Source organism: Paenibacillus sp. PAMC 26794 (assembly GCF_000316035.1).
Taxonomy (GTDB): Bacteria; Bacillota; Bacilli; order Paenibacillales; family Paenibacillaceae; genus Paenibacillus.
This window is the reverse complement of sequence record NZ_ANHX01000082.1, coordinates 53,895-68,661: the sequence shown is the minus strand read 5'-3', so window position 1 is coordinate 68,661 and position 14,767 is coordinate 53,895. Positions and strand designations below refer to the sequence as shown.

At 47.5% G+C, this 14,767-nt stretch carries 10 protein-coding genes; 2 read left to right on the top strand and 8 right to left on the bottom strand.

Annotation, left to right across the window (positions count from 1 at the left end):
• Nucleotides 1–169: 169 nt before the first annotated feature.
• The 5 genes from D829_RS0126915 to uvrB form a co-directional block, all read right to left on the bottom strand.
• A complete protein-coding gene (locus D829_RS0126915) occupies nucleotides 170–2,065 on the bottom strand; it encodes a stalk domain-containing protein (RefSeq protein ID WP_152417159.1) in 1,896 nt (631 codons plus the stop codon).
• Between the two features lie 43 nt (nucleotides 2,066–2,108).
• Nucleotides 2,109–3,278, bottom strand: coding sequence for a trypsin-like peptidase domain-containing protein (locus tag D829_RS0126910; protein WP_026081446.1), 1,170 nt, complete (start codon nucleotides 3,276–3,278; stop codon nucleotides 2,109–2,111).
• A 278-nt stretch (nucleotides 3,279–3,556) separates the two neighbouring features.
• Complete coding sequence (locus D829_RS0126905) at nucleotides 3,557–3,769, bottom strand: hypothetical protein (protein ID WP_017692026.1); 213 nt, start codon at nucleotides 3,767–3,769, stop codon at nucleotides 3,557–3,559.
• A 338-nt stretch (nucleotides 3,770–4,107) separates the two neighbouring features.
• Complete coding sequence (uvrA, locus tag D829_RS0126900; RefSeq protein WP_017692025.1) at nucleotides 4,108–6,966, bottom strand: excinuclease ABC subunit UvrA; 2,859 nt, start codon at nucleotides 6,964–6,966, stop codon at nucleotides 4,108–4,110.
• A 523-nt stretch (nucleotides 6,967–7,489) separates the two neighbouring features.
• Nucleotides 7,490–9,481 carry an excinuclease ABC subunit UvrB gene (gene uvrB, locus D829_RS0126895; RefSeq protein WP_017692024.1) on the bottom strand — a complete coding sequence of 664 codons (1,992 nt, stop codon included), beginning with the start codon at nucleotides 9,479–9,481 and terminating at the stop codon, nucleotides 7,490–7,492.
• A 169-nt stretch (nucleotides 9,482–9,650) separates the two neighbouring features.
• On the opposite strand from uvrB, the gene D829_RS0126890 reads away from it, so the two are divergent.
• Nucleotides 9,651–10,448 (top strand): flagellar motor protein, encoded by a 798-nt coding sequence (locus tag D829_RS0126890; protein ID WP_017692023.1) that lies wholly within the window; start codon nucleotides 9,651–9,653, stop codon nucleotides 10,446–10,448.
• Entirely contained in the window at nucleotides 10,432–11,274 is an 843-nt protein-coding gene (locus D829_RS0126885; RefSeq protein ID WP_017692022.1) for a flagellar motor protein MotB, read from the top strand. The genes D829_RS0126890 and D829_RS0126885 overlap by 17 nt, the downstream gene beginning before the upstream one ends.
• Before the next feature lie 102 nt (nucleotides 11,275–11,376).
• Here the strand turns inward: D829_RS0126885 and D829_RS0126880 are convergent, their stop codons facing one another.
• From D829_RS0126880 to D829_RS0126870, 3 genes are read right to left on the bottom strand one after another with little or no spacing between them, the layout of a single operon-like run.
• Nucleotides 11,377–12,555 (bottom strand): ABC transporter permease, encoded by a 1,179-nt coding sequence (locus D829_RS0126880; protein WP_017692021.1) that lies wholly within the window; start codon nucleotides 12,553–12,555, stop codon nucleotides 11,377–11,379.
• On the bottom strand, nucleotides 12,548–13,744 hold the full coding sequence (locus tag D829_RS0126875; protein ID WP_017692020.1) for an ABC transporter permease: 1,197 nt from the start codon (nucleotides 13,742–13,744) through the stop codon (nucleotides 12,548–12,550). Before D829_RS0126875 ends, D829_RS0126880 begins: the two co-directional genes overlap by 8 nt.
• A gap of 12 nt (nucleotides 13,745–13,756) precedes the next feature.
• Nucleotides 13,757–14,692, bottom strand: coding sequence for an ABC transporter ATP-binding protein (locus D829_RS0126870; RefSeq protein WP_017692019.1), 936 nt, complete (start codon nucleotides 14,690–14,692; stop codon nucleotides 13,757–13,759).
• Between the last annotated feature and the right edge of the window lie 75 nt (nucleotides 14,693–14,767).

The window sequence follows — 14,767 nt, the reverse complement described above, 5'->3', positions numbered from 1 at the left end:
TTACAGTCATTCCTATTCATCAGATCAGTAGTCATAACTCCTGAACTAGTATATTGTAACACTTCTGCACCGACTCTTCTACGTTTTCCTGAAAAAACAGTTTACCATTTTCATTTCCAGCACAACGAAAAAACCGAAAGGTCTTTTGACCCTCCGGCATGCATCACTATTATTTAATAAATGTAAATGAGTTCACTGCTTTTTCCAAGGCTACCGCCTGAACTTCTGTCTTGTTCGCATCATTCAGCCCACTTGTGATCGTATAGGTTGTTCCGTCCTTTTCAAACACGATCTGGCGACCTGCATATGGCACGCCTTTGTCCAGTTCATGATACGTAAAGGAAAATGCAGGCACACCCGCAAACGTCAGCTCTTCACTGCGCAGCAGCTGGAAGTTTTTCCGCGTTTTGGTGGCTTCGGCATAAGCTTCTCTCAGTTGGCTGACCGTCATCTCGATCGACTTGTCTTCGCTCGCCGCAATGGAGAATTCTCCGCCCGTGAAGGTGTATACCACAGGTGAATATTCGAATCGATCACTATACGGCGTCCAGTAACGCGGAATATCTACACTGTAATGATAACGTTTGGACGTACGTGTAAGTGTCTTCGTTTTGTCTGTCAAATACGGATCTTCATCCAGCTGACCGAAATGTTCGGCAACCGTATCAAAATCAATCTCCACACTCTTCATAATCCGTTCAAACCATGCCCGATCTGCAACCTGCTCTTCTGGGAACGTATACTCTGCATAGTATCGATACCCATTCTTCTGTAAAAGAACATCGAACTCGGTCTGCCAGCCCCCGCCAAAGTTATAACGGAATTCATTCACCTCGGCAGTCTCTCCCGAGATATCCATCGTATATGAGCCAATTGGCTCGTAACTCTCTGGTGTAAATGTCTCGCGCATCCACTTATCCAGTTGGCCGCTCCAGTCTTTTACCGTAGTACCTGCCTTCGCCGATGTGACACGCCATTGCAGATATGCACCATCCTTGGCTTCATAGATCATCTGATTGTTATCCATCGACCAGCCGGCAGGAATCATCAACTCAATACCATAGTCATCGTTCCAGGCGGAGCGCATGCCATTATCTACGGTGGACAGATCCTTAATCGTTCGATCCGATTCTGCATAGGTTGGCTGGAATGAATTGAGCAGCGCTGCACGTTTGCTCAGATCTTTATAATTCAAGGCTTCGTAATCCGCGAGGTACACATCATATTGACGACCTTCGCTCAGATACTGACGCATCTCCCATAACATGCCGTCTACATCTTTCACGATAATCCGTGCATAAGGCGTTTTGCCTTTCGACACCGCTTCACGATCCAGCACCGTATCTCCCGATTGTTTGGCCTCCTGGACGAGTTGCTGCAACAAATCATCCGCATCCAGAGCCACATCCTGATCGCTGACATACACTTCAAGATAATAACTGTTGTCCGTAGCGCCGAAAGTCATCATACGCTCCTGCTCACCAGTCTGAAAAACTATAAGGTCTGCCGGGTAGTTAATGGACCAACCGTAAAAACTGTTGCCAATTCTGGTTTTGCCTTCATCCGGATGAATGCCATCCTCTTCATCCACCGAATCATCGGTTTGCAACAGACGAATAACCATTTCTCCGGAACTGGTTGGAGCTAGCGTCGCTCCGATACCGGCAGCAACCGGACGAAGTGGAACCATAAGTACGCCATTCACCATTTTGGGGGCGGCACCCATCTCATGTTTTACACCATCCACCCAGGCAATTGAACTGCCAATCGTTAGGGTAACCGTGTGTGGACCTTCCTTAATTTTCACGACATCATTTTTCTCCAGCCGGATTTCACTGCCAAATGCTTTCTTGAACACTCCCACAGGCACCATCGTAACACCCTTGAACTTGTAAGGTTTGGCTATGGCCTGCTTATCGCCGTTGATGTAGGCGCTCGTGCTCCCCGCTTTCACCCGTAGTTCACTTGTTGTCAGATCAGATGCCCATACAGGCAATGCCGCGCCAATGGTCAGCATCCCGGTTAATACACCTGTGCTTAGCACACGTATCCATGACTTTTTCATTCCGTTCTTTCGTCCTCTCTCCATCCGGGCTGACCGCCGGGCTTTATTGTTCTTCATCTGCAAGGAACACTTCATCTTCCTCGTCTACGATGTCTGCGCGATCAGCAAGCACCAACGTGCGGGTGACGATATCGCCATCCGTTTGCATCAACAGCTTTACCTTTTGCCCAGGCAGATACTTTTTGAGCAGCTCATTGATATCTACTACTGAGGAGACACGTGTACCTGCCACACTATAAAGGACATCGCCCTCTTTGATTTTGGCTTTCTTCGCTTCAGGAGACAGTACCCCCGTAATCGTTAATGGATCATCTGTAGGCAAGCCCACAATAGCAGACCAGCTTTCTTCCAGCTGTAGCCCCAGACTTGCACGTTTTATTTTGCCATATTTAAAAAACTGATCGATGATATATTGAACGGTATCCACGGGAATCGAAAATCCCAAACTCTCTACGCCGACCGCAGAAAATTTCATGGAATTGATACCAACCACTTCACCCTTCAGGTTGACCAGCGGTCCTCCGCTATTTCCTGGGTTAATGGCCGTGTCGGTCTGAATCAACCGGTAGGTCGCCTCCACACCACGATTCAAGCCGCTAATTACCCCTACCGTTGCCGAGTTGCGCAAAGAAAAGGAAATCGGCGTACCCAAGGCAATCACCGTTTCTCCAACAGTAGTTTGTGAAGCTTTGGCAAAGCTCGCCGGTTTGAGTGATTTGGCATTGATTTTGATTAGCGCCAGATCACTGAGTGCATCACTGTATGTTTTCGTAATTTTGTATGTATTGCCATCCGTCGTTACCACCACCGGATTCGTTAATCCATCAACCACATGAGCATTCGTTACAATCCATCCGTTCGACCGGATAATGACACCTGTACCATGTGCAAGATTATAACGGTCGTCTGATGTTGCACCGTCCTGCACCTCGGTAGATTTCCCAATAATGCCTACAACCGAAGGAGATACCTTTTCGATCACTTTGGGAATGGCTTCACTTCCCTTGTACGTGTACGTACCTGATTTGGCATCATATTGTCCACTTCCACCAACTGCCTTGAGCAGATCCTTGGTGTTCACATAGACTTGACCGTCTACCACCTTCGCTTGCATTGCCGCTTTGGATTCAGCTGCACCGGCCGTTGCCGCCACACTAATCGAGAGTACAGCAGCCATCAGTATGGCTATCCCCTTTTTACCCAACACGCTCATATTCTCACCTGACCCTCTCTATACATCCTTCTTGCGCAACTCGACATCGGATTCATCACTGAATCTATTCTCTCTTTCTCTCATCTGCAATTCCGGTATCCCTCAATGTATCATACAGAATCTGGATATACAATTGTTTTAAGTCCTATTTTAGTAGAGAAGATAGAATCCTGTTCAATCGTTTCAGTAAAAATGAAAAAAACACCCTCCATGTCTCTCTGGAAAGTGTTCGTCTGTACCTCTTTTGGCTTAAATTACATTTAAATTCTGCGGCATTCCTACTGAGCAAACCAACCCGTTATCATCGCATAGTCTGTCATCAGAAATACCAGTAGGCTGACTACTGCAAATCCGATCGCAAACAGATTCTTCTTCGGTGCCCGAAGAAGCCGAACAACTCCGATGAAAATCAGGATCGTAAATAAGATGACAAAAATATCAAATGCATTAAAATTCGATGTACTCGCCGTGGCAGCTTCTGCAAACAGCATGGATAGACAGACCTCCTTACCATAGTTGAACAGCTAACGCATACCCTAATATCTTCCTCTATGTTATCTGTACCCTGCTTGTAATGCAAGCCCTATCATCCATAAAAATGAAAAAAATCCAATTTGGCCGAATATTCCTGTAATGCTCGTCATCATGCATATGTAAACACTTTCACGAAATATCCTTAGTCCAAAGGAAACACTGTGCACAACTCAAAATGAAAAGCCCTTCTTCTCGGAAGCAGGGCACATCAGATCGTAATCCAACGTCTCAACCTTTTCGAAAAGAAGGGCCAATACTGCCACTTCATATTGATATAACTACTGGTTAGAGGACCTTAGTCCACCAATTGCAGTGCCTTGCTCCGCTCGGTATCCCGCTCCAGAACCGGCTTCAAGTACTTGCCTGTATAGGAAGCTTCCACTTTGATGATATCCTCAGGTGTTCCAGTTGCAACAATGGTTCCTCCACCGCTACCACCTTCTGGCCCCAAATCAACAACATAGTCTGCCGTTTTGATCACATCCAGGTTATGCTCAATCACCAACACCGATTCCCCAGAATCAACCAGACGGTGTAATACGTTCAGCAAACGGTCGATATCATCGACATGTAAACCCGTAGTCGGCTCATCGAGGATGTAGATGGTTTTCCCGGTACTGCGGCGATACAGCTCGGAAGCGAGCTTCACACGCTGGGCTTCACCACCAGACAATGTGGTTGCAGGTTGTCCCAGATTGATATAACCCAGACCCACATCCATCAGTGTCTGCATTTTGCGATGGATCTTCGGAATGTTCTCGAAGAATTGGGTTGCATCTTCAACCGTCATTTCCAGCACATCGGAAATATTTCTGTTTTTATATTTCACTTCAAGCGTTTCCCGGTTGTATCGTTTGCCTTTGCAGACTTCACAAGGAACATACACGTCCGGCAAGAAGTGCATCTCGATTTTGATAATGCCGTCTCCACGGCAGGCTTCACAACGTCCACCTTTAATATTAAAGCTGAACCGGCCTTTCTTGTATCCACGTACTTTGGCTTCATTCGTCTGAGCAAACAGATCCCGAATATCATCAAAGACACCTGTATACGTAGCCGGGTTGGAACGTGGTGTCCGCCCGATTGGGGACTGGTCAATATCGATGACTTTATCGATATGTTCCAGACCACGAATCTCTTTATGCTGACCCGGGCGCACCCGAGCACGATTCAGATCACGAGCCAGTGTTTTGTAGAGGATCTCATTGATCAATGTGGATTTACCTGATCCGGACACACCCGTTACCGCAGTAAATACACCTACAGGAATCTTCACGTTCAGATTCTTCAAGTTATTTTCTTTGGCTCCGCGTACTTCCAACCAACGGTCTCCTACACTTCTACGTTCTGCACGAATAGGAATGAATTTGCGACCACTCAGATATTGACCGGTTAATGAGTTCTCATCATTCATGATCTCTTGCGGTGTACCCTGTGACATAATGGTACCTCCGTGGATACCTGCACCCGGGCCAATATCAATAATATAGTCGGCAGCCATCATCGTGTCCTCATCATGTTCAACCACGATCAATGTGTTACCAATATCCCGCATATGCGCAAGGGTTGAGATCAGGCGGTCATTATCCCGTTGATGCAGACCGATACTTGGCTCATCCAGAATATACAGCACACCCATCAGGCTGGAACCAATCTGTGTGGCCAGTCTGATCCGCTGGGCTTCCCCACCGGATAACGTTCCAGCGGCACGACTCAGCGTAAGGTAATCCAGACCGACATTCACGAGGAAGCCTAGACGGCTGTTGATTTCTTTCAAAATAAGCTTGGCAATCGTCTGCTCTTTCTCACTCAATTCCAATGAATCGAAGAATCGGCCAGCTTCTCCAATGGACAAACTAGTCACATACGCCATGTTGTGATCATTAATCGTAACTGCGAGACTTTCCCGTTTCAGACGCTGACCTTTACAGGTACCACAAGGCTTCGCACTCATATAACCTTCAATGAATTCACGGATACCTTCAGATGCTGTATCACGATAACGACGCTCCAGGTTATTCACGATACCTTCAAAGGTAACCAGTGCTTCCTTGCGTTGTCCAAAATCATTCTCATAGCGGAAACGGATTTTCTCCGTACCTGTACCCTGCAACAACTTGTTCATCTGCTCAGCTGGCAGATCTTCGACAGGCACATTCTGCGGAATGTTGAAGTGTTCACATACTGACTTCAGGAACTGCGGGTAATAGGTGGATGTTCCACCTGTCCAGGCATCAAAAGCACCATCTTCAATTGTCTTGCTGCGATCCGGTACGAGCAGATCAGGGTCAACGATCATTTTGACACCCAAACCATCACAATCCGGGCAAGCTCCGAAGGGACTGTTAAATGAGAACATCCGCGGTGCAAGTTCTTCAATACTAAATCCACACACCGGGCAGGCAAAGTTGGAACTGAAGCGCAGTTCTTCTTCGCCCATAATGTCCACTAGTAGTTGTCCACCGGACAAATTAAGTGCTGTTTCAATAGAGTCGGCCAGACGCGCCTGTACATCATCTTTAACGACGATCCGGTCAACAACGACTTCAATCGTATGCTTTTTATTTTTCTCCAATTGAATATCTTCTGACAGGTCACGCAATTCCCCGTTCACCCGTACACGGACAAAGCCCTGTTTGGACACATCGGCAAATACACTTTTGTGCTCACCCTTACGGCCCGAGATAATGGGTGCCAAAATCTGCAACCGGGTACGCTCTGGGTATTGCATAATGCGGTCAACCATTTGTTCTACGGTCTGGGAGCTGATCTCCACGCCGTGGTCCGGACAATGTGGATGGCCCACACGTGCAAATAACAGACGCAAGTAATCATAAATTTCGGTCACGGTTCCCACCGTGGAACGCGGGTTACGACTTGTTGTTTTCTGATCTATTGAAATCGCAGGAGACAAGCCTTCGATGGAATCCACATCCGGTTTCTCCATCTGTCCCAGAAACTGCCTTGCGTAAGCTGACAATGATTCTACATAACGCCGCTGTCCTTCGGCATAGATGGTGTCAAAAGCCAGCGAGGACTTGCCTGAGCCACTCAGGCCGGTCAATACAACAAAGCGGTCACGCGGGATGGTAATGTCGATATTTTTCAGGTTATGCGCTCGTGCGCCTTTAATGACAATGTTATCGCTCGCCAATAGTATTCATCCTCTCAGTGTGTTAATCCAAACCTTTGAAGGCTTTTCGATCCCACCCAAACCCTCCCTTGGAAGGGAGGGCCCCAGAGGGCGCAGCCCTCTGGACACCCGAAACAAGCGGTGCAACGGTGAGGGGTCGGGTCTTGCTATGTGAAGGGTGGTCGTGTGCCCGCGGCTCCACATAAGGTTCCGGCTCATTGCCGGAACCTTATGTGGCCGCTCTACTGCGAGGGTGCGCTCTCAGCTTCGCCTTGGTCGCGGCAGGTCGCCATTGCCTTTGGCTCGGCTCCGAGGTCAACACCGGGGCGCTCTTGGCTCTCAAGGGGACACGACTCCCAATTGCTTTCCTATAAACCTTTTAACCAATTTCAACATTTCTATCAGTATAGACCCGAATTCAAGATTTCAACATCTCTTATTATCGGTAGATATCAACGATTTCCTTACTCAACAAGAGAACGGCCAATTGGCCGTTCTCTTGTTACAGATCCATCTTTACCGGAGCATATGAATGAGCTGTATCTTATTCAGCGCGAAGTTCCAGCAACGCATCGCGAAGCTCAGCAGCACGTTCAAACTGCAGGTTTTTGGCTGCATCTTTCATCTCTACCTCTAGGCGCTGAATAAGCGCCTGGCGATCTTTCTTCGACATCTTCTCGGCTGCGCCTGTGAGATAGTCTTTCTTGGATTCGGCAACTTTGGTTGCCTCAATCACATCACGCACTTTTTTGCGAATCGTCTGTGGTGTAATTCCATGTTTCTCGTTGTACTCGATCTGAATCTCACGACGACGTTCGGTTTCCTTAATCGCCTTGTCCATCGAATCGGTTACTTTATCACCGTATAGAATAACGCGACCCTCGCTGTTCCGTGCCGCACGACCAATCGTTTGGATCAGTGAGCGTTCGGAACGCAGGAACCCTTCCTTATCGGCATCCAAAATAGCGACGAGGGATACTTCGGGCAGATCGAGGCCTTCCCGGAGCAAGTTGATTCCAATCAGGACATGGAAAACGCCCAACCTTAAATCACGTAAAATCGCCATCCGTTCCAACGTTTTGATCTCGGAGTGCAGATAACGAACCTTGATTCCAACTTCCTTCAGATAATCCGTCAGGTCCTCGGACATCTTCTTCGTTAATGTTGTAATCAACACACGCTCGTCTTTGGTAATCCGGTCGTTAATCTCACCAATCAAGTCATCGATCTGCCCCTTCGTTGGACGCAGTTCAATGATTGGATCAAGCAGTCCGGTTGGACGGATAATCTGTTGCACCATCGTATCGGTATGCTCGATCTCATACGGGCCTGGTGTGGCCGATACATAGATGATCTGATCCATCTTGCCTTCGAACTCTTCGAATTTGAGCGGACGATTATCCAGCGCTGACGGCAGACGGAAACCATGTTCAACCAATACCGTCTTCCGCGCCTGGTCACCATTGTACATCGCACGGATCTGTGGCAGCGTCACATGAGACTCATCGACCACAATCAACATGTCATCCGGGAAGTAATCCATCAGTGTGTATGGGGTATCGCCGCGTTCGCGGAAAGTCAGTGGACCGGAATAGTTCTCAATCCCCGAACAGAATCCAACTTCCTTCATCATCTCGATATCATACCGTGTGCGCTGCTCCAGTCGCTGAGCCTCCAGCAGTTTCCCCTGTTCACGCAACACTTCTAGACGCTCCTCCAGTTCACGCTCAATGTTCACCAGCGCAACCTTCATCGTCTCTTCTTGCGTTACGAAGTGAGACGCCGGGAAGATGGCAATATGTTCACGTTCGCCAATCAGTTCTCCGGTTAACACATCAATCTCCGTAATTTTCTCGATCTCATCACCAAACAATTCAACCCGAATGGCATGTTCGCCCTTGGAGGCAGGGAAAATCTCAACAACATCCCCACGAACACGGAACGTACCCCGCACAAAGTTAATATCGTTACGTTGATACTGGATCTCTACCAGACGAGACAAAATCTGATTGCGCGGTTTCTCCATGCCTACCCGAAGTGACAGCAACATGCTTGAATACGAGTGTGGTGAACCCAAACCATAAATGCAGGAAACACTCGCTACAATGATGACGTCCCTGCGCTCAAACAACGAACTTGTCGCTGCGTGCCGCAGTTTGTCGATCTCTTCATTAATACTTGAATCCTTCTCGATATACGTATCGGAGGACGGGATATATGCTTCTGGCTGAAAATAATCGTAATAACTGACGAAATACTCAACCATGTTATTAGGGAAAAAATCTTTGAACTCACTTGCAAGCTGCGCTGCCAACGTTTTATTGTGTGCAATAATCAGCGTCGGACGTTGCAGTTGGGCTATCGTCTGGGCTATCGTAAACGTCTTACCCGTACCCGTTGCACCCAGCAGTGTCTGGTACCTCTTCCCCTCCTGAACACCCTTCACCAATTCTATAATGGCTGCAGGCTGATCACCTTGGGGAGAAAACTCTGACTCGATTTCGAACGTTTTGTCGCTCATTATAATATCGCTCATTGCCGTATCTCACCCTATCGTCTAAAATAATAGTCACTATATATTGTCGAAGTTCCCCGAATTTTTATATGGGAAAACTTATAGGAATAGGAATATTTGTTCCCGTTTAATTATACCTCGTTCGTTTTAGTGATGCAAACGTGAAATGAAGATAGGAGTGGGTTAAATTATGGATATTGCGACACTTATCGGTATTATTGCCGGAATTGCCGCAGTTATTAGCGGTTTCTTGTGGGAAGGCGGCCAATTGTCCGGTCTCCTGCAAAAAACGGCTGCTTTAATTGTATTCGGTGGAACGATTGCTGCTGTGGTTGCCAGTTTCCCGGCGCATCGCCTTCGTACGATTCCAGCTGCCCTGCGTATGGCTTTTGGACGTAACAATAATGAATCCGGTATATGGGTTGAAGAGTTGGTCGAGATGTCTTCGATCGCACGCCGCTCAGGTGTGCTTGCATTGGAACGCAAGGTTATGGATCATCCGCATCCATTTTTGCAAGACGGTATTCAGATGGTTGTTGATGGTACCGATCAGGATGTGGTTCGCCAGATCCTGGAGATGGAGATTGACTCGATTGAACAAAAACATGAGGGTTATGCCAAAATATTCGAATCCGCTGGCGGTTACGCCCCAACCATGGGGATCATCGGAACCGTAATGGGACTTATTCAGGTACTTGGCAGTTTGACCGATCCAACCGGACTCGGACCTGCCATTGCTGTTGCCTTTACCGCAACCCTGTATGGGGTCGCCAGTGCCAATCTTATCTTTTTGCCCATTGCCTCCAAGATCAAATCCAGAGGTGCCGATGAAGTGCAGACCATGGAAATGCTTCTCGAAGGTGTACTTGCCATTCAGAACGGTGAGAATCCCCAGCTTGTACGCAAAAGACTGGAGTCCTTCACCCTTACGCATCGTCAGCATATACGCCCCCTAGCAAAGGAGGGATTGGATGAGTCGGCGCAGTAAACGGCGCGGAAAACGTGAAACTATCGATCATCGGGATCGCTGGATGATTACTTATGCCGATCTCATAACTCTGCTTTTGATCTTTTTTGTCATCATGTATGCCATGAGCAATCTCGATTCAGGTAAATATGACGTCGTTACCCAATCGTTACAAAATACATTCAACGCGTCCGACTCTATCCTTGAGCTTGGTGAGGGACTCGGTGAGAAACCAGGACAGACAATTACAGAGACTCCACCGTCCGAGGTGCAGGGTGAAGATCCTTCAAAAGGTACAGGAAGCCCTCCCGATTCCGGGGCTGCAACGCCAGATGATGACAACAAGCCCCTCACAGAACGGGAAGAACAGTTCAGATCTCAGGAGCAGGAATTGCAAAATCTGTTCAATGTGATTACCCAATATATCGAGGATAATAAACTGGAAAATCAGATTTTTGTTGCGGACAAGCCACAGGGCCTATCCATTACACTTAGTGACCGCTTCCTGTTTGATCAGGGACATGCCGCTCTAAAGGACGGTGCAGCACCAACACTCAGTAAACTTGCCAGCCTGTTCCGTGATCTAAATACCGTTGTCAGCATTGAGGGCCATACCGATAACGTTCCTGTTGGGGCAAACTCCGCCTATACCGATAACTGGCAGCTTTCCGGGGAACGTGCACTGTCTGTATTACGATTTTTTCTGGACACAGAGAAGCTTAACCCGGACGGATTCCAGTATGCTGGATATGCGGATACTCGCCCAACGGGTGACAACACCACAGCGGCCGGAAGACAAAAGAACCGTCGAGTGGAAATTACTGTCTTGCGTCAGCTCCAACCTTAATCTTTAACATTTCACATAGTGCATCATTACTTATAAGCAAAAAGAGCACGCTCTAACTGAATTCAATTCAGCAGAGCGTGCTTTCTTTTATGTCGTATTACCTTATGCATCCACACCCGGCTGGCTGGGACGTAGAATTGCAGAGCCTACGGTCAGCAAAATCGCAGCCATGCCAAACAAAATCAATAGTGGCAATGTGATATCCGACAATGTACCACCAGCAGAGATCGTTTCCACCGCCTGAATCGCCCATTTCTGTGGAACAAAGTTGGCGAGCTTTTGCATATATTCCGGCATCAACGAGATCGGCCAGAAACAACCACCTATCATGCAGGTTGGCATAATGACAAGTGAATTCAGCATGTTGGCATTTTTGGAATTACGGATTAATCCTGCCACGGTACTTGCGATCCCCATGGAGACCAGCATGAATGCGGCCAAAATGATAAAATGAATGCCAAAAGGAATACCGGCATCATAATGCAGCAGCCACCTGCTGACTCCCAAAACCAGAACAATCTGAATCATGCCAATGACAAAACTGCCGAGGAAGTTACCAAGCGCAATCTCATATGCACGGACGGGTGCCGTATATACTCTGGCCATCGTACGTTTCCTGCGATCTTCCATTATCACAGCCACTGCACTGGTCAGCAGCCCCATCATAAACATGATTGTAAATCCAGTCACATTGTTCAGGCCTGGCTTGGGATAGATCTGCAGATCGGTGACTTCACCAGCAACTTGATGTTTTCCTATCTCCTGTAAAAGCTGTTCAAATGGCTTCTGTGTACTCGATAGTATGTCCGTCTCACTTGAGACAGGACCTGCCGCCACCTTAACAGCTGAAGCAGATTGTAACAATCCGCTCGTCAAACCTTCAACTGCTGCTCGTAGGGTATAGGAACTTTCACTTATACGCAGTTCCACCAATTGAATTTCGGTTGGCTTACCCTGTAACAGATCCTCCGTATAGCGTGCCGGAATGATGATGCCTGAACTTCCTTTTTGCTGAGCGATAGCTTCCTTCACTTCTGCTTGGTTGTTCATCGGCTTGAGCAGATACTCCTCTTTGTCAGCAAGTTCATGAATCATCCATGTCCCTGCCACCCCTCCATCCTCATTGACATAGGGAATAACAGTACGTGCACTCTGCTCGCTTCCAAAAAGAGCAACCGCTCCTGTAACCACCAGGCAAGGCAGAAGCAGAAACGTAATGAAGCCCATTTTACGTCCAAGTGTACGTCTAATCATCAACCAGGCGATGTGCAGACTATTCATATCGGTATCCTGCCTTTCTATAGATCAATCCTGAGATAAGCAGTAATACAGCGCATACCACGCCTAACATTAGAATGTTATACACAATCTCTCCTACAGGTGCATCCAGCATCATTTTCAGAAAACTTTGGAGCGCCCAGTGGTTAACCGTAAATTCACTAATCAATTGTACAAAATCAACCGGAATGGGCCTGAATCCACCACTAATGAATGTCATGACAACGATGATACCTTGTAAGGTTGCACTGGCCGATGCCGTGCTTTTACATACCAATGCCACAATCACGCCAAGGGTCATGGAGGCCAATGTGATACATACACAAGTCAGCACAATATACCCAGGATGCGATCCCCAATACACACCGTAGAACCAATACGTCATAAGGATAATCGTTGTTGCCTGTAAGAAAGCGAGCAGACTATTGCCTACAATTTTGCCAGCGAAAATAACTCCATTGCCTATAGGCGCAGCCTGAAGGCGAATTAACGTTTTGTTATCCCGTTCTCCAAAAAGGCTGGTACTGGTTGTCATGCCTGAGTACAACATGAACATCGCCAGCATGGAAGCTGCATAGTATTGGGAGGCACTATACACCGTACCTGTCTTACCGGGATTAGTGACAGCAATGGAGGTGGAATTCGCCGTACCAGACTCCGAAGCAGAGGCTATGGCAGCAATTACTTCCGGACCGAGCACTTTGGTAATCGCCATCTGTCGGTTCCATTCATCCGTAAAACGTGTGAACAAGGTTTCACCCAAGGTATTCAGAGTGCTGTCCTTTCCTCGTATCCACTGTAACCTGGCCTCTTTCCTCATCATCACGTTTTGCTCAAAATCCGAAGGAATCAGTACAGCAAAGTCCAGCTTGCCGGTACGCAGCGCATGGACAGCCTCTTCTTCTGTCGTAAAGTTCTGAACTTTAACCATCTCAGCTACCACTGGAGAGTTCACAAATGTATCCAGCGCTTGATTAAGCGTATCTGATCCTTCGCCTGATTCGGTATTCGAATGAATTATTCCCACACGTACAATGTCCGGAATAACATCATCCGCCGTACCCATCGTACTTGAAAGTGCCGTGCCCAATATAAAAATAAGTAACAACGGCAGAATGAACAGGTTTAACACCACAGATCGAATCTTAAGAATACGCCTTAATTCAAAGATGCAAATATGCCATATATTCATCTCTTGCTCCCCCTAGTCCCGAAGCGTACGCCCGGTCAGATTGAGGAACAACGTTTCCAGATCCGGCTCTTCGACCTTGAGCGACTGAATGGATACTTCATGTTTGCTGCAAATGAAGAGCAGATCCTGCAGATCCTGCTGTGCCGAAGGCAGCGTAATGGTCAGTGTATTCTCTGAAACGTCTACCATCCGCACACGGGGGTGAAGTTTCAGTTCTTCCACGGCATCGGGACCGATACCGGAAGTGGAGAGCACTACTTTTTCCTCCGATGCTACCCGTTCTCTCAACTCTGCTTCAGTCCCACAGGCAATAATTCGCCCCTGATCCATAATCGCAACCCGGTGACTAATCGCCGCCACTTCCTCCATGTAATGACTTGTATATATGATCGTTGAACCCATCTTGTTGAGTGTGCGTACCGATTCAAGAATATGATTCCGAGATTGCGGATCAATACCAACTGTAGGTTCATCCATAATTATTAGATCCGGGCGATGTGTAATCGCACATGCGATGTTTAACCTGCGTTTCATACCACCAGAGAAGGTCGAGGGGGCATCCTTTGCTTTATCCTGTAACCCTACAAATTCAAGGGACTCCTGCACTCTTTCCTTAAGCAATTTTCCACGTAGTCCATACAGTCGGGCAAAAAAGGTCACATTCTCCGCAGCAGACATGGTTTCGTATAAAGCCAGATCCTGCGGAACCAGTCCGATCTTGCGCTTTACTTCAAGCGGTCGCTCCTTGACCGAGATACCATCTAATCTAATTTCACCCTGATCCATATTCAGGAGCCCTGCAATCATGCTGATGGTGGTACTTTTTCCTGCTCCATTGGGACCAAGCAATCCAAAAATCTCGCCTTTGCCAACACTAAGGTCCAAATGATCCACGGACAGCTTGCTACCGTATCGTTTTACTACATGATCTACTTCAAGTATGCCCATCCCTTTACGCCCCTTTTCCGTTTCGGCCTTCGCCGCTGGATTTCATGATTTTATTGTAACGGATCGTAGTCTGTA